At 66.0% G+C, this 25,409-nt stretch carries 21 protein-coding genes; 5 read left to right on the top strand and 16 right to left on the bottom strand.

The genetic code is table 11. The features are described 5' to 3' along the window. Window positions 1-36: 36 nt before the first annotated feature. From LJ362_RS03965 to LJ362_RS03955, 3 genes are read right to left on the bottom strand one after another with little or no spacing between them, the layout of a single operon-like run. Complete coding sequence (locus LJ362_RS03965) at window positions 37-1,194, bottom strand: DNA polymerase III subunit delta' (protein ID WP_264800867.1); 1,158 nt, start codon at window positions 1,192-1,194, stop codon at window positions 37-39. Between the two features lies 1 nt (window position 1,195). Further along, entirely contained in the window at window positions 1,196-3,826 is a 2,631-nt protein-coding gene (gene tmk, locus LJ362_RS03960; protein WP_264800865.1) for a dTMP kinase, read from the bottom strand. Continuing rightward, on the bottom strand, window positions 3,808-4,119 hold the full coding sequence (locus LJ362_RS03955; RefSeq protein ID WP_264800864.1) for a hypothetical protein: 312 nt from the start codon (window positions 4,117-4,119) through the stop codon (window positions 3,808-3,810). Before LJ362_RS03955 ends, tmk begins: the two co-directional genes overlap by 19 nt. Window positions 4,120-4,222: 103 nt before the next feature. Between LJ362_RS03955 and LJ362_RS03950 the strand changes: the two genes are divergently transcribed. Next, complete coding sequence (locus LJ362_RS03950; RefSeq protein ID WP_264800863.1) at window positions 4,223-4,978, top strand: biotin/lipoate A/B protein ligase family protein; 756 nt, start codon at window positions 4,223-4,225, stop codon at window positions 4,976-4,978. 93 nt (window positions 4,979-5,071) lie between these two features. Next, window positions 5,072-5,566 (top strand): N-acetyltransferase family protein, encoded by a 495-nt coding sequence (locus LJ362_RS03945; RefSeq protein WP_413774227.1) that lies wholly within the window; start codon window positions 5,072-5,074, stop codon window positions 5,564-5,566. Between the two features lie 148 nt (window positions 5,567-5,714). On the opposite strand, the gene topA is transcribed toward LJ362_RS03945, so the two are convergent. After that, window positions 5,715-8,564, bottom strand: a complete 2,850-nt coding sequence (gene topA / locus LJ362_RS03940; RefSeq protein WP_264800862.1) for a type I DNA topoisomerase — start codon at window positions 8,562-8,564, stop codon at window positions 5,715-5,717. 168 nt (window positions 8,565-8,732) lie between these two features. Beyond that, window positions 8,733-10,391 (bottom strand): class I SAM-dependent methyltransferase, encoded by a 1,659-nt coding sequence (locus LJ362_RS03935; RefSeq protein ID WP_264800861.1) that lies wholly within the window; start codon window positions 10,389-10,391, stop codon window positions 8,733-8,735. A gap of 34 nt (window positions 10,392-10,425) precedes the next feature. Between LJ362_RS03935 and LJ362_RS03930 the strand changes: the two genes are divergently transcribed. Beyond that, entirely contained in the window at window positions 10,426-12,702 is a 2,277-nt protein-coding gene (locus LJ362_RS03930) for a DEAD/DEAH box helicase (protein WP_264800860.1), read from the top strand. A gap of 21 nt (window positions 12,703-12,723) precedes the next feature. On the opposite strand, the gene LJ362_RS03925 is transcribed toward LJ362_RS03930, so the two are convergent. From LJ362_RS03925 to LJ362_RS03885, 9 genes are all read right to left on the bottom strand, one after another. Then, window positions 12,724-13,041 carry an Rv3654c family TadE-like protein gene (locus tag LJ362_RS03925; protein WP_264800859.1) on the bottom strand — a complete coding sequence of 106 codons (318 nt, stop codon included), beginning with the start codon at window positions 13,039-13,041 and terminating at the stop codon, window positions 12,724-12,726. After that, window positions 13,038-13,424 (bottom strand): TadE family protein, encoded by a 387-nt coding sequence (locus LJ362_RS03920; RefSeq protein WP_264800858.1) that lies wholly within the window; start codon window positions 13,422-13,424, stop codon window positions 13,038-13,040. The genes LJ362_RS03925 and LJ362_RS03920 overlap by 4 nt, the downstream gene beginning before the upstream one ends. Before the next feature lie 6 nt (window positions 13,425-13,430). Continuing rightward, the gene (locus LJ362_RS03915) at window positions 13,431-13,676 is read right to left on the bottom strand and encodes a DUF4244 domain-containing protein (RefSeq protein ID WP_173156091.1); all 246 of its coding nucleotides are present in this window, start codon (window positions 13,674-13,676) and stop codon (window positions 13,431-13,433) included. A 187-nt stretch (window positions 13,677-13,863) separates the two neighbouring features. Next, the gene (locus LJ362_RS03910) at window positions 13,864-14,466 is read right to left on the bottom strand and encodes a GNAT family N-acetyltransferase (RefSeq protein WP_264800857.1); all 603 of its coding nucleotides are present in this window, start codon (window positions 14,464-14,466) and stop codon (window positions 13,864-13,866) included. A gap of 42 nt (window positions 14,467-14,508) precedes the next feature. Further along, complete coding sequence (locus LJ362_RS03905) at window positions 14,509-15,099, bottom strand: type II secretion system F family protein (protein ID WP_264801769.1); 591 nt, start codon at window positions 15,097-15,099, stop codon at window positions 14,509-14,511. Between the two features lie 2 nt (window positions 15,100-15,101). Next, entirely contained in the window at window positions 15,102-15,797 is a 696-nt protein-coding gene (locus tag LJ362_RS03900) for a type II secretion system F family protein (protein ID WP_264800856.1), read from the bottom strand. Next, a complete protein-coding gene (locus LJ362_RS03895) occupies window positions 15,794-16,966 on the bottom strand; it encodes a TadA family conjugal transfer-associated ATPase (RefSeq protein ID WP_264800855.1) in 1,173 nt (390 codons plus the stop codon). Before LJ362_RS03895 ends, LJ362_RS03900 begins: the two co-directional genes overlap by 4 nt. Further along, a complete protein-coding gene (gene ssd / locus LJ362_RS03890) occupies window positions 16,963-17,970 on the bottom strand; it encodes a septum site-determining protein Ssd (RefSeq protein ID WP_264800854.1) in 1,008 nt (335 codons plus the stop codon). The genes LJ362_RS03895 and ssd overlap by 4 nt, the downstream gene beginning before the upstream one ends. Window positions 17,971-18,213: 243 nt before the next feature. Continuing rightward, window positions 18,214-20,862 carry a hypothetical protein gene (locus LJ362_RS03885; RefSeq protein WP_264800853.1) on the bottom strand — a complete coding sequence of 883 codons (2,649 nt, stop codon included), beginning with the start codon at window positions 20,860-20,862 and terminating at the stop codon, window positions 18,214-18,216. 337 nt (window positions 20,863-21,199) lie between these two features. Between LJ362_RS03885 and acs the strand changes: the two genes are divergently transcribed. Both acs and LJ362_RS03875 read left to right on the top strand, forming a co-directional pair. After that, complete coding sequence (gene acs, locus LJ362_RS03880; protein ID WP_264800851.1) at window positions 21,200-23,137, top strand: acetate--CoA ligase; 1,938 nt, start codon at window positions 21,200-21,202, stop codon at window positions 23,135-23,137. A 179-nt stretch (window positions 23,138-23,316) separates the two neighbouring features. Then, window positions 23,317-23,724 carry a phage holin family protein gene (locus tag LJ362_RS03875; RefSeq protein ID WP_039211350.1) on the top strand — a complete coding sequence of 136 codons (408 nt, stop codon included), beginning with the start codon at window positions 23,317-23,319 and terminating at the stop codon, window positions 23,722-23,724. A gap of 79 nt (window positions 23,725-23,803) precedes the next feature. On the opposite strand, the gene LJ362_RS03870 is transcribed toward LJ362_RS03875, so the two are convergent. Both LJ362_RS03870 and nth read right to left on the bottom strand, forming a co-directional pair. Further along, window positions 23,804-24,535: an NUDIX hydrolase gene (locus LJ362_RS03870; protein WP_264800850.1), complete on the bottom strand. Its 732-nt coding sequence runs from the start codon at window positions 24,533-24,535 to the stop codon at window positions 23,804-23,806. Next, window positions 24,532-25,308: an endonuclease III gene (nth, locus tag LJ362_RS03865; protein ID WP_413774226.1), complete on the bottom strand. Its 777-nt coding sequence runs from the start codon at window positions 25,306-25,308 to the stop codon at window positions 24,532-24,534. The genes LJ362_RS03870 and nth overlap by 4 nt, the downstream gene beginning before the upstream one ends. Window positions 25,309-25,409: the final 101 nt, after the last annotated feature.

The raw sequence follows: 25,409 nt of genomic DNA, 5'->3' as shown, positions 1-25,409 counted from the left end.
GCCTGCCACTCCCCCGGCGCGCTCGACCGTCGGCTCTCAGATCGCGCCGGTGCGGTCTTCCTGCAGCCAGGGGTTCGACAGCAGCACGAAGGCCGCTTCGACGATGAGCACGGGCGACATGTTCGTCTGCAGGCGCTGCCGGGCCTCGGTGATCGCGTCGATGCGCAGCAAAGTGGTGTCGGGGCCGTCCCGGTTCGCCTGTTCGGCGATGAGATCGACTTCGCCGGCGTTGATCCACCCGTCTCGGATCCCCAGCTGGTACATGAGGATGTCCCGGTAGAGGCTCATGAGTTCGAGGAATATCCGGTCGAGCTCATCGTTGCGGGCTCGCACCGAACGGCGCTTCTGCTCTTCCTCGAGCTTTCTGATCTGTGCTCTGGCCGAGGGCGGAATCGTCTTCTCCCCTTCGACCCCCAAGGTGGTCAGAAGCTGCGTCCGCTCCGCGGCATTGCGCTCTTCGACTCGTGACTTCGCGGTCTCTGCCGCTGCGTCGACGATGCGACCGGCCAAACGGATCGTCGCCCCCACCGAGGTGAGCTTGCCGGGGATGGCCAGGATCTGTTTGCGTTCGGCGTCGGCCGACTCGTTGAGCGCCAGGTATTTCGCGCGCCCGATGTGGTTTTGAGCCACCGCCGCAGCCCAATGGGCACGATCCTCGGAGACGTTGTCACGCTGCATCAGCAGCTGTGCCACGGCCTCTCGAGAAGGAATACGCAGGCGTACCGGGCGGCACCGTGATCGGATGGTGGTGAGCACGTCGATCGGGCTCGGTGCACACAGCAGCCACACGGTTCCCGGAGGCGGCTCTTCGATCGCTTTGAGCAGCACGTTCGCCGTGCGCTCCATCATCCGGTCGGCATCTTCGATGATGACGACACGCCATTTCGAGTTCACCGGCGACGCCTGGGCCTTGGACACGAGTTCGCGGACCTCTTCGATCGAGATCACCGACTTCTGCGTCGACATGATCGTCAGCGACTCGTGATGCCCCGACAGCACCCTGGCCGTCACGTCGTTCGATTCCGTGCCACCGGAGATCAGGGCCGCGGCGAAGGCCCGAGCCGCGTTGGATCGGCCCGAACCGGGAGGGCCGGTGAACAGCCACGCATGGGTCATCGCCGCCGGGTTGTCCAGGGCATAGCCGAGCTGGGTGATGACGTCATCCTGGCCGACGAGTTCGTCGAAGACGCTCACTTCAGGAATCCTCCGGGTTGGTGAAGCGACGGGTGCTGCGCTCGCGCTGCCTGCGCAGACGCTCTCGAGCCTGCCGTTCGATCTCAGCTTGAGCCTGCAGCCGTTCACGGCTCATCTCCCGTGCACTGCGGACCGGCAGCACCGTGGTCTCCGCGTCCCCTGCATCGACGAAGTCCTCGATTGCGTCATCCGCACCGGCCTCGGAACTCAAATCGGCGCGGTGGACGACGCGGGTTTCGGCATCTTCGGGATCGACACGATTGACGACCCGGGTTTCCGCGTCTTCATCTGCGACGATTCGATCCGTCGGCACACCATCGGCATCATCACTGTCATCGATGATCGCTTCGGACGTGCTCCCGTGCGCCGGCAGCACCGTAGTCGCCTCATCTTCTTCGGATCGGCGCGCACCCTTCTGCTCAAGGAACGACGGGAGTTCCTCCTCGTCATTCTCCGATTCCCGATCCGCGGCCTCATCCGTGGGTGCCGGAGAATTAGAAGCACCGGTCGATCCCGCACTCGCCGAGGCGGTCGGGTCATCCCGCAGATCCGCTCCGAGGTCGACGCGTTCGGTGGGCACGGCGCCGGAGATCTCGGCCTCGGCGTCGGTGACGGCAGAGGGAACGAAGCGATCGCCGGAGGCGGGGACGAAACGCGGTCCACGTTCGTGCATCTCGTCTTCGCCGCTCGTATCGCCTACATCGGTGTCGTCCGCGTCTGTGTCATCCTCGGCGGAGCCGTCTGCCGTATTGCGGCTGTCGACAGAGTCGTCCTCGGTCTCACGGGCACCGACCACTTCTGCGGAGCCGTCGGCAGAGGGCGTTTCGTCTTTGTCGTCGTCTGACTCCACCGACTCGACCACGCCGTCTTCCGCTACGGTTCCGGCGGCCACGGCAGCGATCGGTACGGAGCTGCGTTCCGGGTCGCTGCCGGACTCAGCATTCGACGTTGCGGCGGGGGCTGCCTCGGTGCCGGTGTCGCGTTTGACCAGGGTCTGCGGAAGCCGAGCGCGGATTGCTGCGAGGATCTGCTCGGTGAGCTCATCGGCGTCGACCGAGGCGTCGAGGACGACGTAGCGGTCGAGTTCCTTGTGCGCACGGGACAGGTAGGTCTGGCGCACTCGCTGGTGGAACTGCTGGTTCTCCTCGTCGAGGTAGTTGCTGTCGCCGCGTTTGCCCATCCGCTCGGCGGCGACCTCGGGTTCGATGTCGAGGACGATCGTCAGGTTGGGCACGAGCCCCTGGGTGGCCCAGTGGCTCAGCGCGAGGATCGTCTTCTCGTCGAAGCTCCGACCGGCTGCCTGGTAGGCGATTGTCGAATCGATGTACCGGTCGGTGATGACGATGTTTCCGGCATCGAGGCTGGGGTCGACCAGGGATGCCACATGGTGGGCACGATCCGCGGCGAAGAGCAGGGCTTCGGTGCGCGGGCTCGGCGGGTCGGAGTCGAAGAGAACAGAACGGATCTTCGTGCCCAGTTCGGTGCCGCCGGGTTCGCGAGTGGCCTCCACGTGATAGCCGTCATCGGCCAGAGCCGCGGAGATGCGTTTGATCTGTGTGGTCTTGCCGGAACCATCTCCGCCTTCGATGGCGATGAAGAATCCGGCGCCGAGGCGCTCGGCCGAGTTCCCGAGTCCGCCCGCCGCAGTCTCCGGCTGGGTGGGCGGGCGGAATCCGTGGACGATGTCGACGGACAGGCCCTGCAGTCGGTGCGGGTCGAAAGTGAAGAGTCCGATGACTCCGGCGACCAGGGCGGCGATGCCGAAGATGAGGAACGCCACGTCGCTGGGAGCTAGGATCCAGTCGGGGCTCGAGCCGACTTCGACCGTGCCGCCGAGGTCGAGTGCGTTGATCACCAACGCCAGTCCGGCACCGGCGACGGCACCGTAGCGGCGGGAGAAGTCATAGGGCTGAGCGCGCACGCCGATGCCGACGAGGAACGCGATCGCGGCCGAGAGCACGACCTTGCCGGAGAGTTCGTTGATGGCGCCGGTGGCCAGCAGCAGCACACCGGAGACGAGCAGCGCGAAAGTGGACACACGCGGACGGGACATCCCGGGAGCGAAGGTCGGCCCCATCTCGAATCCGACGGCCCACCCGACGAGGCAGCAGGCGATGATGACCGCGAACCCGGCCTGACCATAGCCGTGGCCGATCGCCGTCGGCTGAGCGAGCATGAAGGTGGCACCGAGGACGGCGAAGAGGCCGATGCACACCCACGGGTTCGCAATCGACTCTGCCGGACGGGCGACCCGGGCCTTGAGTTCGGGGAACTGCCCGGTCGTCGCGGTCTCCGCGTGCAGAACCCGTTCGGGGGTCAGGAAGATGATGACGGAACCAGCAGCCATGCCGATGCCCACCAGCAGAGACACCCATCCGAGCGCTTGGGTTCCCGCTGCAGAGCCGCCGAGGATCTGGAAGGCGCAGGATACGAAGACGAGAACGGCCGCGGGAATGCCGACACGGCGCCACGGCTTCTCGTGTCTGAACGGGTTGATGCTCATGAGCAGACCCACCACGGCGCCGAGGAACAGGGCCGCGACCCACGTCAGCCAGGCACTGGGAGCCAGGCTGAGGACGACGAGAAGTGCCGCTTCGACGATCGCAGAGATGCTCAGAGCTGTCTTGCGCACGCCGGCGGTCGGGAGGCGAAGACCTTTGCGGGAATGAAGAGACCGGCGCAGGAGAGGGCGAAGACGATGAGCAGCGAAAGACTGCCCATCTGATTGTCGAAGCCTCCGGCGCTGAGAGACTCTCCCATGGCGGTGAAGGCGCGACCGCCCACCGTCGCGACGAGTCCGCTGGTTCCTGCCACGACATAGCTGATCGCGACAAGAACGATCAGGGCACCCCAGGCGGCGGTCTCGGTGACCAAGCGGCCGGGGGCTCCGGGCAGTCGGTGTCCTGTAGTCGTCAACATGCTCACAGCCCTACACTATCTGGCCGAACTGACATATCTCTTGGAAACGAGTGCGATCTGCGACAACCCGAACCCGACCGGGGCCTGCCGATCCTCTACCCTTGAACTCGTGCACACAGACTCACTGGCGATGACCACGGTGGCGGCGGAAGGCTTGGGCCCCGTGGAGGAACTCGCATTCGCCCGCGTCCTCCTCGATTCGGTCAAGGCCGGACGCCGCGGAGCGACTCTGCGGATGTACCGACCGGCCCCGACCTTGGCGTTCGGTGCCAGGGACCGTTTCCTGCCCGGCTTCGCCGCCGCCATCGAAGCGGCCCGGGATCACGGTTTCACGCCTGCCCTGCGCAGCCTCGGCGGGCGCGCGGCCGCATACCATCCGGGTTCGCTGGTCATCGATCACATCGAACCGAGTGACTCATTCATCACCAACACCAACGCACGGTTCACCGGTTTCGGCCAGGACTATGTCGAGGTGCTGCGCGGGCTGGGCATCGATGCCCGCCTCGGCGAGATTCCCGGCGAATACTGTCCCGGTGAACACAGTGTCAACGTGGCCGGGCGGATCAAAGCGATCGGCACCGCCCAGCGCGTGGTCTCCGGTGCCTGGCTGTTCTCGTCGTCCGTCGTCGTCGAGGACCCGGAACCGATCCGCGCGGTACTCACCGACGTCGAAGCCGCCCTCGGAATCGACTGGGATCCGTCCACGGGCGGATCGATCAGCGAGGTCCATCCGACGGTGACGATCGATTCCGTCGCCGAGGCGTTCGCCGCCTACTATGCCGACGCGAATCCGGATTCGCCCCTGTCCCCCACCGCCGAGGAGCTTGCCGAAGTAGCCGGCCACGCGGAAAAGCACCGGCTGTGAGGTCGGCAAAAGCTGTGGCCGCCACAGGCCGGGACAGCGCGCGAACCGCGGAGGCTGAATTCCTTTGACCGAACGACTTTGAGAGCACACACCATGACCGTCACCATTCGTGAAGCAGAACGCTCTGATCTGCCCGAGATCCTGCGGCTTGTCCGCGCGCTGGCTGTCTATGAGAAGGAACCGGATGCGGTGGAGGCCACCGAGGCGGATTTCGCGGCAGTGATGTTCCCCGACGATGGTCATGCGAACACGTTCGGTCTCGTGGCCGAGGCGGGCGGCGAGGTCATCGGCATCGCGATCTGGTTCCATTCGTTCTCGACCTGGACGGGCAGGAACGGCATCTGGCTCGAGGACCTCTTCGTCTTGCCCGAACATCGCGGCTCGGGAGCCGGAAAGGCGCTGCTCGGCCGGCTGGCGCAGATCTGCCAGGAGCGCGGACTGGCGCGGCTCGAATGGTGCGTGCTCAAATGGAACACTCCGTCGATCGGGTTCTACGAATCGCTGGGTGCGAAGCCGCAGGACGAGTGGGAGACCTACCGACTCGACGGCCAGGCGCTCACCGACTTCGCAGATTCGTCGCGCGGCTGATCTCGCCCCTGCCGCGGCTGGAGTCTCCGCAAGGTCGCGGCCGGTGTCGGCAAACGGCGATTGTTGGGTCGATCCACGGTGTTTTCAACGTCGAGATCGCCGTGGATCGACCCGACAATCACAGACCGCGGGTTCGGCGGCCGTCGACTCAGGGAGTCTTCGGCTTGGCCGTGCTCGTCTTCTTCGCCGCTGTCGTCTTGGAAGCGGTGGCCTTCGACGCAGGCGACTTGGAAGCCGTCGTCTTCTTCGCTGCGGTGGACTTCGACGCTGTTGACTTCGACGCAGTGGTCTTCTTCGCGGCTGTCGTCTTGGCTGCCGTCGTCTTCTTCGCAGTCGTCTTCTTGGCGGGGGCCTTCTTCGCCGGAGCCTTCTTCTTCGCCGGTCCCTTCGCGCGCTTCTCAGCGAGCAGAGTCGCGGCGCGTTCGAGCGTCACGGCTTCGACGGAGTCGTCCTTGCGCAGGGTCGCATTCGTCTCACCATCGGTGACATACGGTCCGAAGCGACCGTCCTTGACGACGACGGGCTTCTTCGTCTCCGGGTCCTCGCCGAGTTCCTTCAGCGGTGCTGCGGCCCGACGACCGCCGCGCTGCTTCGGCTCTGAGTAGATCTTCAGCGCCTCTTCGAGGGTGATGTTGAAGATCTGCTCCTCATCGGTCAGGGAGCGGGAGTCGGTTCCCTTCTTCAGGTACGGTCCGTAGCGGCCGTTCTGCGCGGTGATGTCCGTGCCCTCTTCGTCCTGACCGACTACGCGAGGCAGGCTGAGCAGCTTGAGCGCGGTTTCGAGGTCGATCGAGTTCAGATCCATCGACTTGAACAGGGAACCTGTGCGCGGCTTCGGCTTCTTCGCGCCCCGCTTCGGCTTCTCCTCGGGTTCGGGCAGCACCTCGGAGACATAGGGTCCGAAACGACCGTTCTTCGCCACGATGGTGTGTCCGGTCTCCGGGTCGACGCCGAGCTCGCGGTCGCCGTCGCCTTGGGATTCGATGAGTTCGGCGGCCTTCGCCGCTGTCAGCTCATCGGGTGCCAGATCGTCGGGGACGGAGACCCGCTTCGGGTCCTCTCCGTCCTTCTCCGAGGCGACTTCGAGGTAGGGACCGTAGCGGCCCACACGCAGGTTCACACCTTCGCTGATGGCGACGGTGTTGACCTCGCGGGCATCGATATCGCCGAGGTCGTCGACGATGGCTTTGAGTCCTTCACGGTCCTGGGTCTTGTCACCGAAGTAGAATCCGGCCAACCAGTCGTTGCGATCCTCCTCGCCCATCGCGATCCGGTCGAGTTCGGATTCGAGATCAGCGGTGAACGCATAGTCGACCAGACCGGCGAAGTGCTCTTCGAGCAGGCGGACGACGGAGAACGCCAACCAGCTGGGCACCAATGCGTTGCCGCGAGTCGTCACATAGCCGCGGTCCTGGATGACGGAGATCGTCGCAGCATAGGTCGAGGGTCGGCCGATGCCGAGCTCTTCGAGCTGCTTGACCAGACTGGCTTCGGTGAAGCGCGGCGGCGGAGCGGTGGTGTGGCCGTCGGCTTCGGCCTTGACGACCGAGAGCGATTGGCCCTCTTCGACCTGCGGCAGCCGCGACTCTCCGGACTTCGTGTCGTAGCGGGACGCGTCCTGGCCCTCTTCATAGGCGGCAAGGAACCCGCGGAAGGTGATGACGGTGCCGCTGGCGCTGAAACCGGCCTCGTGGCCGTCGGCGAGAGCAGCGCTGACCTTGATCGTCGCGGTCTTGCCCTTCGCGTCGGCCATCTGGCTGGCGACGGTGCGCTTCCAGATGAGGTCGTAGAGACGGAACTCGTCTCCGTTGAGCTGCTTGGACACCTGTGCCGGGGTGCGGAAGGAGTCACCGGCGGGACGGATCGCCTCGTGAGCCTCCTGCGCCGATTTCTGCTTGCTCGCGTACTGGCGCGGCGACTGCGGAACGAATTCGGGACCGTAGAGTTCGGTCACCTGCTTGCGGGCGGCAGCGATGGCCTGACCCGACAGCGCCGAGGAGTCGGTACGCATATAGGTGATGTAGCCGTGCTCGTACAGCGACTGAGCGGTGCGCATGGCCTGACGAGCGCTCATGCGCAGTTTGCGTCCGGCTTCCTGCTGCAGGGTCGAGGTCGTGAAGGGTGCGGCCGGGCGCCGGGAGTACGGCTTCGACTCCACCGCGGTCACCGTCAGCGCATCCTTGGCGCTGCCGTTCAGCTCCGTGGCCAACGATTCCGCTCGCGCCTGGTCGACGATCGTCGCCGAGGTGTTCTTCAGCTCGCCCTTGTCGTTGAAGTCACGGCCGCTGGCCACCCGCGATCCGTCGAGTGTGGTGAGATTCGCAGCGAACGGGTTCGTCCCATCCGGCAGACCGAGATCGATATCGAGGTCCCAGTAGTCAGCGGGCACGAAGGCCATGCGTTCGCGTTCGCGTTCGACGACGAGGCGGGTGGCCACGGACTGCACACGTCCGGCCGAGAGCCCGGCACGGATCTTGCGCCACAGCACGGGTGAGACCTCGTAGCCGTAGAGACGGTCGAGGATGCGGCGGGTCTCCTGCGCGTCGACGAGCGAGGAATCGATATCGCGGGTGTTCTCCAGGGCCCGTTCGATCGCCTCAGGCGTGATCTCGTGGAAGACCATGCGCTTGACCGGAATCTTCGGTTTGAGGACTTCGAGCAGATGCCAGGCGATGGCCTCTCCCTCGCGGTCCTCATCCGTTGCCAGATAGAGTTCGTCGGCGTCCTTGAGCAGACGCTTGAGTTCGGTGACCTTCTTCTTCTTGCCCGGATCGATCCGATAATAGGGATCGAAGTTGTTGTCGACGTCGACAGCGAACTTTCCGTACGGCCCCTTCTTCATATCGGCGGGCAGCTCCGAAGGGGTGGGCAGGTCGCGGATATGACCGACAGAGGCCTCGACGTCGTAACCGTCGCCGAGGTATCCCACAATCGTTCGCGCCTTCGTCGGAGACTCGACGATGACGAGGCGACGGGGCTTCTTCTCGGTTGTGGTCACGCTTTCACATTCCTCTCACGGCATCAGCTGCCCGCTGCAACGGACGATCCGGCCCAATGTAACACTGTTGAACGGACACGTTCCTCATCGGCACTTGCGGCCCGGATGCTGCCCGGACCTCGTCCGATCTCGGCTCGGACACGGGGTCAACGGTTTCCGATCCTATCCCTATTCCGCCGACGTCCCAGCAGTCGAGCTCCCGATCGAACCGCCGTCGGGCAGCAGTGCACCCGCCGCGCACAGGGCTCTGACCTGCGCCACGAGCTGATCTTCCAGAGCCGTGGGATCGACCTCGAGAAGCTGGGCCAAGGCCCCGGCCGTCTGTCGCAGGGTCAGCGTCCCATCCGCGACGGACACGAATCCGGCCAGTGCCGTGTCGAGGTCGAAGACCTGCCCGAAGCCGATCCCCTGTTCCAAGGTGATCGAGTTGGGTTCCGGCGCTCCGGGAAGGAAATGGCGATGTTCGACGAGGTCCGGAGAGCGGGTGAAAGCGGTCGCGGCGATCTCCTCCGGTCCGGCCGCTGCCAGCCACGACCGGATCGCGATGATCGTGGTGAGGAACTCTGCGAGTCCGTGCGGATTCTTCGCCGGCGCCGAGGTGACTCTGACCCGAGTCTTGAACACTCCTTCGGCCGTCCCCGACGGTCCGCGGTCGACGTCCGAGGTGACGTCGCCGATCGCGGGATCTTCGGTACCAATCGTTGGCACATCGTTATCGGACTTCGCGATCAGCACGTACCCGAAGACGACTTCGTCCACAGCTCTGGTGGCGAAGTCGTCGAGCCATGCGGCGACTGCGTCGTTCCAGGCGGTGCTGGCGCGAGGGATCCCGCTGTCGCGGATCCAGGTCTCGGCGTAGGCGATGGGGTCCAGGGCTTCGCGTTCGATGACGAACACTGACGTGTCGTCATCGCTGACCCAGGACTCCGGTCCTTCGTCCTTCCCCGAGGCGGCTTCCCAGTTTCCGAGGCAGACGCTGCGTCCGCCCGGGGCGAGGTTCTCAGGGATCCGGGTGAAGAGCTCCCGAACGAGTCGGTCCCCGGTCATTCCGCCGTCCCGGTATTCGAAGGTGGTGTCCGTGCTGCGCGGGGTGATCACGAACGGCGGATTCGACACGAGCAGATCCACGGGTTCCTGCAATGGTTCGAGAAGCGAGCCGTGCCGGAATTCGATCGTCGTCACACCGTTGAGTCCGGCCGAGAGTTCGGCCAGACGCAGGGCCCGGTGGGAGATGTCGGTGGCGATGACTCGGTCGCTGTGGCGGGTCAGCAGCAGAGCTTGGATTCCGCAGCCGGTGCCGATGTCGGCGGCCACCCCCACGTGGTCGCGCGGGGTGATCGACACCAGTGTCCGGCCGGCTCCGCCGAGTCCGAGTACGAACTCGCCGTCGAGGACATCCGGTGTGGTCAGGGTGCCGTGGTCGGCCACGAGGTAGAGGTTCTCGTCCCCGGGACGGAAGCCGCGGGGAACACCCACGGGAAGTTCATAGGGGGTCAGGGCGAAGGGGGCGGTCACCTCGTCGTCGTCCACGGTGATCAGCCCCGCCTCGGCGGCGGTGTCGAAGGACTCCCCCAGCATGGCTCGGACCTGGGCGACCGGGACTGTGCGGTGGAAGTGGAAGAGCAGCGCCGCGCTGGCCATGGCCCGGTCGGCTGCCGTCGACGACTGGTCCGCCAGCGTCCGGGCGCAGTGGTGGATGGCGGGTGCGGCGTTGTTGCGCAGCAGCGCCTCCGAGGTCGGACCACCCCAGAACTGGCGCAGCCGTGGTTCGGTGTATCCGGAGCGGTAGAGGGTCTCGCCCAGGTGGGCCAACGGCAGATCAGTCACAGAAGAATCCTAGCGACTGCGCCATAATTGACTCATGGCCTCCTCTGCTCTTTTCGACATCGTCACCGGTTTCGGTGCCCGGGATGAGCGGATCGTCCATGTCCGCGACATCCCGCAGCGTTTCGAACGGGATGCCGAGTGGCCGGACTGGATCGACGACGAGCTCAAGCACGCATGTCATTCCATCGGCGTCGACGCTCTGTGGCAGCACCAGCTCGAGGCGGCGCAGACGGCCAGGGACGGTTCCGACGTCGTCATCGCCACCCCCACCGCGTCGGGCAAGTCGTTGGGATTCTGGCTGCCGGTGCTCGAAGCGATCCAATCGACTCGCGGGAAGCTGCGCACCGCCTCGGCGATCTACATCGCTCCGACAAAGGCTCTGGCCGCCGATCAGCTGGCCAAACTCGAACGATTCGTCATCCAGGGCATGCGTCCCGCCAGCTACGACGGGGACACCTCACAGGTCTCGAAGGACTGGGCGAGACGGCATGCGAACATCATCTTCACCAACCCGGACATGCTCCACCGCAGCATTCTGCCCCAGCACGAACGCTTCGCCCGGATGTTCAAGAACCTGCGCTTCATCGTCATCGATGAAGCCCACCGCTACCGTGGAGTGTTCGGGTCCCACGTCGCACTCATCCTCCGTCGTCTGCTGCGCATCGCCGCCCACTACGGGGCCTCCCCGGTCGTCATCGGAGCCTCGGCGACGATGGCGGACCCGGACGTGGCCTTTGCGAAGCTGACCGGGCGGCCCGCACACGCGGTGACCGAGGACTCGTCCCCACGCGCGGCCGGCAGCTTCGCCTTGTGGGAGCCTCCTGTGTCACCGGGCGGGGACCGGCGCAGCGGTCTGGTCGAAGCCGCCGATGTCATCACCGATTCGATGTGCGCCGGATATCGATCGATCACGTTCATCGCCTCACGCCGAGGCACCGAAGCCCTGGCGCAGACGGTCCGAGACCAGGCGGGTCAGGTGGACGAGACCCTGACCGGCAAGGTCGCCGCATACCGGGGTGGGTATCTGGCCGAAGAGCGCAGGATGCTCGAGACGGCTCTGCGGTCGGGTCAGCTCCTGGCCGTGGCGTCGACGAATGCTCTGGAGTTGGGCATCGACATCTCCGGACTCGACCTCGTCATCATCTCCGGCTGGCCGGGAACCCTGGCCTCCTTGTGGCAGCAGGCAGGCCGCGCGGGCAGAGCCGGGCAGCGGTGGATGGCGGTGTTCATCGCCCGCGATGATCCTCTCGATACGTTCGTCGTCCATCACCCCGAAGTCATCTTCGATTCCCCCGTCGACGCCGGCGTCATCCATCCGGGCAATCCTCACGTGCTCTCCGGTCACCTGTGTGCGGCCGCCGCCGAGGTGCCGCTGAAGTCGGCCGACCTCGTGCACTTCCCGGACGATTCGTCCGAAGTCATCGACGATCTCGTGGAACGGAAGATGCTGCGGGCACGGCCGACCGGATGGTTCTGGGCAAAAGACCAACCGGCGACCGACCTGTCCGATATCCGCGGTTCCGGCGGCGGTCAATTCAGCCTGGTCGAAGCGAGCACCGGCACTCTGCTGGGCACGGTCGACGAATCGGGTGCACATACGGGAGCCCATCCGGGCGCTGTGTACACGCATCAGGGAATCGACTTCACCGTCCTCGATCTCGACCTCGAGGACCGGATCGTCGCCGTCGAACGCGCCCAGGTCGACTATACGACCCAACCGCGCTTGCAGACGCAGATCTCGATCGTCGACACCGATGCGCAGCGGGTTCTGCCCTCCGGGGTGGCTGTGTGCAGCGGCACCGTCGACGTCAAGGATCAGGTCGTCGCCTATCGGATGCGGGCCAAGCGCGGTGGAGCGATCATCGCCGAACACGAGCTCGACCTGCCGGAGCGCACGTTGCGAACGAAGGCCGTGTGGTGGACGATTCCGCAGAGCGTCCTCGACGAGGCCGAAGTCGTCTCCGGAGACCTGCCCGGAGCCGTCCATGCCGCCGAGCATGCCTCGATCGGTCTGCTGCCTCTCTTCGCCGGCTGTGACCGCTGGGATATCGGCGGAGTGTCGACGGCTCTGCATGCCGACACCGGGCTGGCGACAGTGTTCGTCTATGACGGTCTGGCCGGCGGTGCCGGTTTCGCCGAACGCGGCAGCGAGGTCATCGAAGACTGGCTGGGTGCGACCAGGGACGCCATCGCCGCATGTGAGTGCGTCGACGGCTGCCCGTCGTGCGTGCAGTCGCCGAAGTGCGGCAACGGCAACGAACCGTTGGAGAAGGACGCTGCGCTGCGGCTGCTGCGCACCGTGCTCAGGTAGCGGCTGCCCTGGTGGTGAGTTTCATTTCCCGGCGACGGCCTCCTCTCTGACCTTCGGCAGAGGCCCCGGGATGTCGACTTCGACGACGACATAGGCCGACTGCTCGCTCAGCGAGGCACGACAGTCCTTCAGGTGACCGCCGTTGCGAATCGCGACCTCCTTCGCCGTCTCACACGGTTCCCCGGCGGCCAGTCCGCGCACGGCGTCTGCGGCGGCGAGCGCCGCCAGATCCGCGGCGCTCTGTGCCCGACTGTGGGCGACGAAGGCCTGGCCGAGGCTGCCGATGGCGGTGACGAGGACGAGCACGATCGAGCAGAGTCCCACGACGATGTTCGTCATGACGGTCCTCCTCTGTCCCCTTCGAATCGAGCGGTGGCATTCGCGTAGACGGTGTCGAGGAAGAAGATCGCGGCCGGCAGTTCGATCGTAACCGTGACGACCGAGTATCCGCCGTCGGCTCGAACGCGGACCGAGGATGAGTCACCGGCGTGCTTCTTCGCTTCGGACACGACGGCGGTCTGTGGTTCGCCGCGGGCGATCTCACGGGCCGCGGACCGTGCCGCGTCGAAGGCTCGCAGCTGGGAGAACCCGACAGCGGCGGCTCCCGCGAGCAGCACGATGAGAAGAACGACCGCCGGCATGACGACGGCGAATTCCGCCGTCGCCGTTCCCGCATCCCGATCCCATCCTCGCTGCCGCTGACGGGAGCGTCCGCGTGCCATGACGGTTCAGCTTCCCAGGCCGAGCGCCGAGGAGATGACCCCCGTGATGAGTTCCTTGATCGGTTCGGATTTGAGGACCACGACGAGCAGTGCGGCGAATCCGCACGCGGCCAGAGTGGTGATCGCATATTCGGCTGTGGTCGCTCCGGCGTCGGGTTCCCAGAACTGTTCGATCTCACTGTGGTCCTCGACCGGTTCGATGTGCCCGGTCGACGGTTCCTCGATCTCCGGGGACGGTGATGTGGTGGCCATGCTCTCCTCCTTGGCTGAATCCCCGTTCGCACTCTGCGAGCGGACCTTCAGCCTGGGAATAGGCATGCTGCCGTGTCCAGGGCCGGATTCGCACCTGTGGAAACGGGTTCTGCCTCCACAGGCTCACGGTGTGCGGGTGGAGGCGCCGTCCACAGGAAACGGCGTGCGAGTCAGTGGCGCCGACGTCTCAGCTGTTGCCGGCCCAATCGTCTCTGAGGATGGCCATGATCACTTCGTCGTGGCGCCGACCGTTGAAGAACACGGCCTCCCGTCGACGGCCTTCTTCGACGAATCCGGCTTTCGTATAGGAGGCGATTCCGCGGGTGTTGAATGCCCAGGTCTGCAGCTCGATGCGGTTGAGTCCCAATTGGAGGAACCCGTATTTCACGGCCAGTCGCACCGCATCCGAACCGTATCCGCGGCCGTGGAATTCGGGGCCGAGCACGATCGCCAGAGTGGCTGACTGGTTGATGGGGTTGCGTCCGTAGAGGGTGACATGGCCGACGAACTCCTCGGTTTCGGTCAGCTCGATGCTGAAGCCGACGGCCTCGCTCGAGGTGTTCGCACTCCACTGCGAGAACTGCTCGGACACACCCCCTTCGGGCCGCGGCAGAACCGTGTGATTCTGCAGGACGACGATCGAAGGATCGAACCACCACTGTTCGAGATACGGCAGATCATCCTCCCTCAACGGCCGCAGACGCACGGATCGCCCGATGAAGAGATTCTCGGCGTAGTCCTCGGCTTGTTCGACATTGGACAGCTGATTGAAGGGTGTGACCGGTGCCATGTCCCGAGCCTATCGGTCGAGTCTGAAAACCCGGTCACCGCTTCAGAAGAACACGGTCGTGAGGTCGGTCAGCAGTGAGATGACGACCGGAACGACCGACAGCAGCAGGAACGCCGGCAGGATGCACACGCCCAAGGGCAGCACCAGCTGCACACCCAGCGAGGCGGCCGCCTCCTGCCGACGCCGACGGGACGAAGCCCGCAGCTCCTCGGCCACGGATTCGATGAGAGGTGCCGGGCCGACGCCGGTGTGTTCGGAGAACTCGAAGACCTCGAGCACCGGCAGCAGACGATCATCGTCGGCGAGCCTGCGCCCTCCGATCGTCATCGCACGGGCGATCCTCTGCAGACCCGACCGGTCATCGGTCGCCTCGGCGGTCAGGGTCAGCGCCACGGGAATCGGCAGGCCGGAGGTCAGGCAGATCGCCACAAGGTCGAGGTCGAACGCCAACTGATCATCGGCCACCGCTCCTGCCGTCCCCGACTCCGGCGTCCCTGCGTCCCCAGCGGCCGCCTCGGTGTCGGTGGGAACGGATCGGCCCTCGCCGAGGAGGCTCTGCAGCCTCCCGCGAGTCGGTCCGGACCACAGGAGCACGCCGAGTCCGACGCAGACCCCGATGAGCACAATCAGCATGGTCACCTCTGTGCCCTGAGCATCATCGTCCGCATCCACCACCGGCCTGCCCCGTACAGAAGGAGGCCGGCACCGATGCTCAGCTGTCCCGGCAGTCCGGTGATGAGTTCCAGAGGTCGGACGCCGATGAGCAGCCCGAGACCGACGCCGATGAGCGGCAGCCAGCTGAGCACCCGCACCGTCGACCTCGGTCCGGCCATGGCGATGCGGCGTTCGCGTTCGGCGTCGAGGGCGTCTCTCTGCGCTGCCGCATACCGGAGGATCATCTCGGCTGCAGGTGCTCCGGAGCGTTCGGACACCGTCCACACGGCGGCCATTCCCGACAGCACGTGAGCGGCGGTCTCCGACAGTCCGGAGCTGCGGGTGGCGATGGCGCGTCCGGGTTCCTCACCCAGGGAGATGGCTCGTGAGATCGGGGTCAGGGCGTCGTAGCGGCGACTTAACGTGCTCATCACCGCCTGCGGGGTCATCCCCACCTTGAGCAGGTGGGCGCAGTTCTCCACGGCGGCGATCGCCCACAGCCGTTCTGCCTGATCATCGGTGATGTGACCGCCTCGGCGAAAAAAGTCGCACACGCCTTTCCGCACCGATTCTCCGCCCTCCCCACGGGGCAAGAGCTCGCGCAGCCTGGAGCCCGGGTCCGGAGGCGCGGCGAGGATGATCCCGGTCGCGATGAGGACGGCGGTGACGACGATCATTTTGCGGACTTCTGTTCGAGCACGGCTTCGAACCGGGCCAGGGCGCGCCGATTGACAGTGCCGGCTGTCGACGGCGAGGGGCGACCCCACACCGGTTCCATGACCACTCCCTCGGACCCGGTCCTCGTCGGGATCGCCAGCTCCGTGATTCCCCGCTCGGAGCCCGTGCGGCGCAGGTGGATGACGAGGTCGATGGCGGTGGAGAACTGCGAGTACACGGCGTCCGGACTCATCTGCGCCAGCGCACCGAGCGCGGCCACCCGGCTGGGCACAGCCTCGGCGGTGTTCGCGTGGATCGTCGCGCACCCACCCTCGTGTCCGGTGTTGAGGGCCGTGAGCATGTCTCGGACCTCGGCACCGCGGCATTCCCCGACGACGAGGCGATCGGGCCGCATCCGCAGTGCGTTGCGCACGAGGTCGGTCAGGGTCACTTCGCCGCCGCCTTCGACGTTGGCCTGACGCGCGGCGAGCTGCACGGTGTGCGGGTGGGTGACGATGAGTTCGCGGGAGTCCTCGACGATGACGATGCGTTGGATCGGTTCGACCAGCGACAGCAGAGCGCCGAGGAGGACGGTCTTTCCCGTGCCCGTTCCGCCGGAGACGAGGATGTTCGCCCGCGAGGTGACCGCCTCGGCGACGAGGGGGCTGATCTCAGCGGGAACGAACCCTTCGGCGCAGAGCTGGGAATAAGGGAATCCGGCCCGTTTGGGTACGCGGAAGCTGATCGTCGTCGTCTCCCCGGAGATCGGTGGGACGATCGCGTTCATCCGCACCCCGTCGGGCAGACGAACGTCGACATAGGGGGAAGAATCGTCGAGGCGGCGCCCGCCGAGGGCGGCCAAACGCACCGCCAAGGACCGCACGTCCTCTTCGGATCCCAGGGTCAGGTCGAGCAGCTGGGGACCGTCACCTGTGTCGGCGAAGACCTCCCGCGGCCCGTTGACGAACACGTCCGTGGTGCCGGGCACCTCGAGTACGGACTGCAGGGGCCCGGCTCCGGACAGCTGCGCGGACAGCCGGGTGACGAGTTCGAGCAGGGCGGAGGAACCGAGCACGCGTCCGGTGCGCTGGACCGCCTCGGCGACTGCGGCTGTGGTCACCGGTCCCGGATTGTCGAGCAGCGTTTTGCGGACATCGGCGACGAGCGAGGCGTCGAGCCATTCGCTCATTCCACCCACTCCCCCAGCAATCGGTCGACGAGGCGGCCGAGGTGCGCGCCACCCGGGATTCCCTCGCCGCGGTCGACGGCGGCGGACAGGCCCCGATCGTCGCGGATGCTCCCAGCCAGGCTCAGCCCGATGGAATCGGCGAGGAGGTCGGCGTCGAGCCCGCCGGCCCCGGTTTCACGGACGACGAGGCGCACATCCGGGTGGGCTTGGGAGAGCCGCTTGGCCACTTGGGAGGAGGCGACGGCGGATCTGACCCGGGCCGGGGAGACGAGGAGGACATGATGGCAGCGCCGGGTCCACTGGGGTGGGGCGTGGCGGGGCAGATCGACGATGACGAGGTCGAAGGCCTGGCCGGCCGCGGCGAGGAAGTCGTCGAAGACGTCCGGGTCGAGGTCGACGGTGTCGTCTCGCCCCCAGGATAGAAGAGCGAGGCCGTCGTGGCGGGGCAGCGCTTCGGCCAGGGTGGAGGGGCGCAGCTGTCCGCGGGAGGCACTGAGGTCGGTCCATCGCGGACCGGGGGCCTGTTCGGCACCGAGGACGAGGTCGAGTCCCCCGCCGAGCGGGTCGGCGTCGACGAGGACGGTGCTGTGATCGGCTCCGGCCCGCCGGGCGAGTGCGCAGGCGAGCACGGAGGCTCCGGCTCCCCCGCATCCGGCGACGACGCCGACCGTGGTCCCGGGTGCCGTCGGCGGTTCGACAGCGGCGATCATCCGCCCGCTCAGCCATTCCGCAGCAGCAGGCAGCACGGCGAGCTGGTCGACGCCGAGGTGGGCGGCCTTCGCCCAGGTCGAGGAGGGTTCGTCGTCGTCGAGGACGACGAGGATCGTGTCTGCCCGGTCGGTGGCGGGGGCTTCGCGGACGTCTTCGCCGAGGAGGATGAGCGACGCGGACTGCCAGCCTCCGGAGTCGGGAGGCAGGACGGTCAGTGAGATGCCGATGCTTTCGGCCACTCGAGCGCATTCTTCGGTGATCGCTCCGAGGTCGGTGATGAGGGCTACCTGCATGCACCGAGCCTGGATCCGCCCGGCTGTCAACGGCCAGGCCGGAGTGCCGCTCTGTGGATGGGACGACGAAGGGGCGCCTCCTGTGAGGTTGAGTCACAGGAGGCGCCCCCAGCGGCAGTCGGCGGCCTCCGTCCACGTCAGCCGCGGTGGTCCGACCGGCCGGTCACATCATGTGGTGCCGGTGGTCACCGATTCGACCGAGGTCTGTCCACAGCGTTGACGCGTGAGTGGATTCCAGTCGGCTCAGCCGCGCTGGATTCCTTCGGTATTGCGCAGGATGCCAGTGGTGCTGCCGTCGGAGTCGCGAACCTTGAACCAGGATCCGTTGTCTTCGAGGCTGAGGTACCAGTCGCCCGGGTAGATCGTGAACACCGGCATTCCGGTGGTCTCGTCCACGGCTTCGCGCGGTTCGGGAACGGCGAACCAGAAGGCCTGGATGATGGGGCGTCCACCGTCCTGGTGTTCGGCCTGACCATTGTCCTGATCGGCGTTCCGTCCGTCGTTCGGCGCATCACCGGACCGGTTCTGCCCTGCATCGGCGGGCACCGGCTGGTTGTCGACGGCCGTCTGTGCCATTGTCTCGTCGTTCGACCTGTCAGCGCGACCGTCGGTCTCCGGCCGGTTGGCGTAGTCGGCCACGGGAACGTACTGAGTCGGTTCTTCGCTTTCGGGAGCGGTGGTCCGCTCCGAGTTGACTGCCGGCTCCATCACAGCGGTCGCCTGTTCATCGTCGTCCGCGCGCGTCTTGCCATCTGACGCGGCTTCGCCGTCTGGCACGACATTGTCGTCGGCCGGGGTGCTGACGACGGTGGCTTCGGTGGAGCGGATGTTGGCGTCGTCGTCCGGACCCTGCGCCGAGGTTCCGTCGGTCGGTGCCGGGGAATCCGATGGCGAAGCGTTCGACTCCGCATCTGTCGAAGTCGCGTTCTCCGGTGCGTTTCCTCTCGAAGACCGATCGGCTTCTGTCGAGGCCTGGGCAGCCGAGTTCGCGCCGGTGACGTTCGCACCTTCGTCGGCATTCGTGTCGGACGATTTGGCGTTGACCTTGGAGACCAGGTCGCTGCTCTCGGCCGGTGATACCACTGCGGGAGTCTCGTCCGACGTCGCCGAGGCGGCCCTGGACCCATCCGCGGACGTGTCGTCTTTCGCCTCATTCGTCTGAGCCGCCGACCCGGTGTCAGTTGATTCCGCATCGGGAGTCGATTCCGCGTCGGACTCCGTTTCGGGAGCGGCGTGGCGGCCACGGCGACGTTCGGAATCCGAATGCGCAGCAGCGACGCCGGCAGCACCGGCACCGATCACTCCGGCTCCTGCGGCAGCGGCCGCGGCGCCCGAGTGTGACATTTCATCGGACTGCCTGGACTGGGCGTCAGACGCTACAGGCTGGCTGCCCGACTCAGCGGCCCGGCTTCCCGCAGCGGCGGTCTGCTCTCCGGTCGCATCGGTCTGCGGCTGTCCGGCTCCGACACCGAATGCCTGAGTCGGTTCGCTCTGCGAATGCTGTGGGGCGTCCGAATCGTGACGACCCAGGTAGGCCTGTCCGTCACCGGTGCTGTGCACCGGTCCGTCGGCCGAGGCCTGGTCGGATGCCACGTCCGCGGATTCGGGCGCAGCGCCCGCGCCCGAGGTGCCTGCAGCAGCGGGTGCGGCGAACGAGCTGGCCGAACGCTCGGAATCATGCTCCTGCGGCGGAGCGTAGGGGCTGGGCTGGTTCTGCTGGTCGGCGGGCTGATCCTGCTGGGCGGGAGCGGCGAACTGATTCTGCTGTTCCGAAGCACCGAACGGACCCGGCTGACCGAACTGGTCGTGCCCACCCTGCTGTCCAGGCTGACCCGACTGTCCCGGTCCGCCGAACTGGTCCTGCTGTCCGGGCGCGCCGAACTGAGTCGGCTGGGCGGACTGTCCCGGGCCGCTCGGCTGACCGAACTGATCCGGCTGACCGGGCGCCGCCTGTCCCACACCGGCCGGAGCGGCTCCGTAGGGTGCGAATCCGGGTGCACCGGTGCCCGGGCCGGCAGCACCGGGCACATTGGCCACGGGTGCCGGATGTTGGGTGTGCTTGGTGACGGGGCGGGCCTTCGGATGGGTTTCGATGTCCTCGCGGCCGGCGAATTCCTTGGCGAAGAACGGCAGCATCGTGAACACTCCGGCGAAGAATGCGATGAGGCCGGCGAAGAACGTCAGGTACGAACCCACATGCCAGTAGACCGCCGAGGTGAGCAGATCGACGAACACATAGGTGAAGGCGATCGCCGAGAGCACGGAGATGAACTGGTCGAGGCTGAGCGATCCGACTCGCAGTCGGCTGTTGCCGAGCTTGTTGACGAGCACGGCCGCCACAATGAGCAGAATTGTGAGCACTCCGAACACGAGCGCGCCCATATCGGCGACATTCCAGTGCCACAGAGTGGTCGTCTCACTGCCGAGGCCGTAATCGTAACTCCGGTACGGCACGAACAATGCGATGAAGGCGAGCAGTCCGGCGAACAGAAGGAAGAGATCACGCAGAGTCAGCGGACCGAGGATCCCCGGGCCGGTCTTCTGCTTCGGCGCCGGTGCCTGGCCGAACTGGCCCTGTCCCGGAGCCGAACCATAGGGTCCCGGCGCCGATCCATACCGACCGGGAGCAGAACCGTACTGGCCGGGCCCCGAGCCGTACTGGGCCGGTGCCGAACCGTAGGGCCCTTGTGCGGCGGGCTGCCCCGGTGCCGAACCGTACGGTCCCGGTGCGGAACCATAGGCCGGCCCGGGAGCCGAACCGAACTGTCCCGGCCCGGAACCGTAGGCCGGCGGCTGGCCACCAGGCTGCTGCGCGTTCTGGCCCGGGTGCTGCGGGGGCTGATCCTGCCACGGCTGTGGTCCGGACCCGGTTGGATGCTGCGGCGAACTCATCGCTGACTCCAGTCGATCTCGGGGAAAAGCTAACAGTGTTTCCGTGTCCGCGCGGGACGGATCCCGACAGACTCTGACCCCATCCTTGCAGAACACAGGCCTCCTGTGCACTCATATGCGCATTCTCAGTCACGTCGAAAACTCCTCATTCCCCCGCCGAGGTGGCCCTTTCGTCTCTCCGCAACCGCCGAAACCGTGTGACCTATACCACGACAATTGCGCGGCGGCTACCCCCGATTTCCCCGTTCATCGAGTGAAACTGCTCTCCACTGCCCCCGGCCGCAGGTATACAGTGCAACTAGCATTTTCGATCCACCAACGAAGTCGGAGGGAAAGCATGACCGATACCGCTGCCGAGCAGACCGAGACGTTTGCCCCACCTGAGCAGTTCGCGGCCGAGGCCAACGTCAAGGCCGATGAATACGAACGCGCCGAGGCGGACTACTTGGGCTTCTGGGCCGAACAGTCCCGTGAGCTCGTCGACTGGCACGAAGACTTCGACGAGATCCTCGATTGGACGAACCCGCCGTTCGCGAAATGGTTCGTCGGCGGAAAGCTCAACGTCGCCTACAACTGCCTCGACCGTCACGTCGTCGCAGGCAACGGCGACCGAGTGGCCATCAACTTCGAAGGCGAACCGGGCGACTTCCGCACCTTCACCTACGCCGAACTCCTTGCTGAGGTGTCGAAGGCGGCGAACACGCTGACCGAGCTCGGCGTCAGAACCGGTGACCGGGTCGCCATCTATCTGCCGATGATCCCCGAAGCAGTGATCTCGATGCTCGCCTGTGCCCGTCTCGGTGCGGCGCATTCCGTCGTCTTCGGCGGATTCTCCGCCGATGCTCTGCACTCGCGCATCATCGACGCCGAAGCCCGCGTCGTCATTACCGCCGACGGCAGCTACCGCCGCGCCAAGCCCACGAGTCTCAAGCCGGCCGTCGACGAAGCGATCGCCCAGGGCGACACTCCCGTCGAACACGTCCTCGTCGTCAAGCGCACCGGTCAGGACGTCGACTGGGTTGAAGGCCGGGACCAGTGGTGGGAGGATTCCGTCGGCCAGGCCAGCGACACACACGAGTGCGAATTCTTCGACTCGGAGCACCCGCTGTTCATCCTCTACACCTCCGGTACGACAGGAAAGCCCAAGGGCATCCTCCACACCACCGGCGGCTACCTCACTCAGGTGCTGTACTCGATGAAGGCCGTCTTCGACATCAAGCCCGAGACCGATGTCTTCTGGTGCACCGCCGATGTCGGCTGGATCACCGGTCACTCCTATGTCGCCTACGGTCCGCTGGCCGCCGGCACCACTCAGATCATCTACGAAGGCACTCCGGACACCCCGCATCAGGGTCGCTGGTGGGAGATCATCGAGAAGTACAGAGCCACGATCCTCTACGCCGCTCCGACGGCGATCCGCACCTGCATGAAGTGGGGCGAGGAGATCCCGGCGAAATACGATCTGTCGAGCCTGCGCCTACTCGGCAGCGTCGGCGAACCGATCAACCCCGAGGCCTGGCGCTGGTACCACCGGGTCATCGGCGGTGAGCGCTGCCCGATCGTCGACACCTGGTGGCAGACAGAGACCGGAGCCCACATGATCGCGCCCCTGCCCGGCGTGCTCTCAACCAAGCCCGGCTCCTCACAGCGTCCGATTCCCGGCATCTCCGTCGATGTCGTCGATGATTCGGGTGAGAACCCGGCCGGTCCCGAAGGCGGACTGCTCGTCATCCGCCGCCCATGGCCGTCGATGCTGCGCGGGATCTGGAAAGACCCGGAGCGCTTCAAGGAGACCTACTGGTCGCGGTTCGAGGACACATACTTCGCCGGCGACGGCGCCCGCCGCGACGAGGACGGGGACATCTGGTTCCTCGGCCGAGTCGACGACGTGATGAACGTGTCCGGTCACCGCCTGTCCACTGCGGAGATCGAATCCTCGCTCGTCGCCCACTCCAAGGTCGCCGAGGCGGCTGTGGTCGGCGCCGCCGACGACACCTCCGGTCAAGCCGTCGTCGCATTCGTCATCGTCTCGAACGGCGTCGAGGACTCCCCCGAGACCTCTGAGGAGCTGCGTCAGCATGTGGGCAAGGACATCGGCCCCATCGCAAAGCCGAAGAAGGTCCACATCGTCACGGACCTGCCCAAGACCCGCTCGGGCAAGATCATGCGTCGTCTGCTCAAGGACGTTGCCGAGAACCGCGAGGTCGGCAATACGTCGACCCTCGCTGATGCCTCGGTGATGGATCAGATCGAAAAGTCCGTCACAGGATCCTGAACCCCTCGCTCTGAGGCCGAAATCGGAAGACCCGTCGGTGACAGACGACCCTGCCGCATAACGGCCGTCGTCCGGCTCCGACGGGTTTTCCCGGTTCCCCGCCGATTCGTCTTTGGCCGCAGAGCCCGTTCAGACTACTCTTAAGTTAGATTGTCCTCGTTCTCGATTTAGGAGCTCTCATGGCCGAACGGTCCATCAGCGAACTGATCAAAGGCATCAGCGACGATTCCAAAGCGATCGCCGAAGAAGAGATTGCCCTCGCCAAGGCCGAGGCCACTGCCGGTGCGAAGAACCTGGGCATCGGTGCCGGACTGGCCATCGTCGCTCTCTTCCTGCTCTTCCTGTCCTCGTTCATGGTGATCTTCGCCGGTGCGGCCGCATTCCATGAGGGTCTGGGGTGGCCATGGTGGGGCAGCTTCCTCATCGTCTTCGGCATCCTCGCCGTCATTGCGATCATCCTCGTCCTTGTGGCCCTCCCGCTGTTCAAGAAGGGCAACCCGGTTCCGGGCACCGCGATCGGCTCGGCCAAGTCGCTGGTGGCCTCCGTCAAGCGCGCAGTGAAGAATCCCTCGGGCCCCAGGTACTGACACCTCTCCCAATCTGAGAACCGCGGCAGGAACGAAGGCGGCGCCGGACACGAAGTCCGGCGCCGCCTTCGCATCTGCTTCAGAAGTCGATGGCGATGGGAGCCCTCTTGTCCCAGTCGCCGGCCCAGCCGAGATGGTCGAGAGCGAAGTCGAGGATGCCGGCGGTGAAGCCCCATACCTTGAGGACTCCGACGTCGAAGGCCGGAGTCGAGATCTTCAGATCGGGACGGGCGAAGGTTCCGCGGTTGGCAGGAGCGACGAGGTCGGCGATGGCCACCCGGTAGACGGAGTAGGACTCCCGCTGATCCATCACCTGCACCGCGCCGGGTGTCTTCCAGTAGCCGATCACCGGGGTGACCTCGAACTTCGAGACGGGGATGTAGAGCGGGTCCATCTCTCCGAGAACTTCGACGGTGTCCGGGGGGATTCCGGCTTCCTCTTCGGCCTCACGCAGCGCCGCTGCGGACATCGATGTGTCTTCGGGGTCGCGTCCGCCGCCGGGGAAGGCGACCTGGCCGGGATGATGGCGCAGGGTCGCGGCCCGCTGGAGCAGAACGATGTCGACATCGGCGACGCCGAGTTCGGCCAGGCGCGACATTTCGGCCTCTCCCGCCTCGGTGCGCGCTTCGCCCCCGCGTCCGAAGAGCATGAGCACAGCGGCGTCACGGGCGGACTGCTCGGCGGCTTCCTTCTGCCGGCGCAGCCACAGCGGCGACCCGTGCGAGGCAGCAAGATCTTCGAGCTGCCCGCGCAGGGCGCCGTCGGCGATCGTCGCCGATTCGGGTGGAAGGTCGGGGATTCGGGCGCTCACTGTCTCTCCTCGGGGACAGCCTCCTCGGCGGGAGTGGCCAAGGGCGCCATTTCGAACCGGAGCATGGCACGGGCCTTGTCCGGGTCGAGCTCTCCGACCCCGAACGATGGGCACAGCGCAGTCAGGGGGCAGGCTCCACAGGCGGGTTTGCGCGAATGGCAGATGCGGCGGCCGTGGAAAATCACCCGATGCGAGAGCATGGTGAGGTCCTTCTTCGGGAACAGCGCCGCGATCTCGTGTTCGGCCTTGACCGGATCGGTCTCCTCGGTCCAGCCGAAGCGGCGGGCCAGCCTGCCCATGTGCGTGTCGACGGTCAGCCCAGGGGTGTCGAAGGCGTTACCGAGGACGACGTTCGCGGTCTTCCGCCCGACTCCGGCAAGCTTGACGAGCTTGTCCAGCTTGTTCGGCACCACGCCGTCGTATTCATCGACGAGTTCGTTCGCGAGCTTGACGATGTTGCGGGCCTTCGCCCGGTAGAAACCGGTGGAGCGGATGTGCTCCTCGACCTCGATGAGATTGGCCACGGCCAGGGCGTGGGCGTCGGGGAAGGCTGCGAAGAGGCTCGGGGTGACCGAGTTGACGCGGATATCGGTGGTCTGGGCGGAGAGGACTGTGGCGATGAGCAGCTGGAACGGGGTCTCGAAGTCGAGCTCGCACTTCGCGTTCGGATACACCTCGGCGAGGATGCGGTGGATCTTCCGCGCCCGGCGGGTCCGGCCCAGCGGGGCCTCCTTCGCGAACTTCCGCGCGCTCTTCTCTGCCACAGTCAACACGACTCACCATCCTAATCCGTGCCCTGTCATTCCGCAGTCATGCCGATCACACCCGCGCATCATGTTCACGGGACCTGACCTGCGCACCTCGATCTGGCCGT

Origin of the sequence: Brevibacterium sp. JSBI002 (assembly GCF_026013965.1) — a bacterium.
In the GTDB taxonomy this organism is placed as follows: domain Bacteria; phylum Actinomycetota; class Actinomycetes; order Actinomycetales; family Brevibacteriaceae; genus Brevibacterium.
Note: the sequence above shows the minus strand (reverse complement) of the source record. Positions and strands in the feature narration are given on the sequence as shown.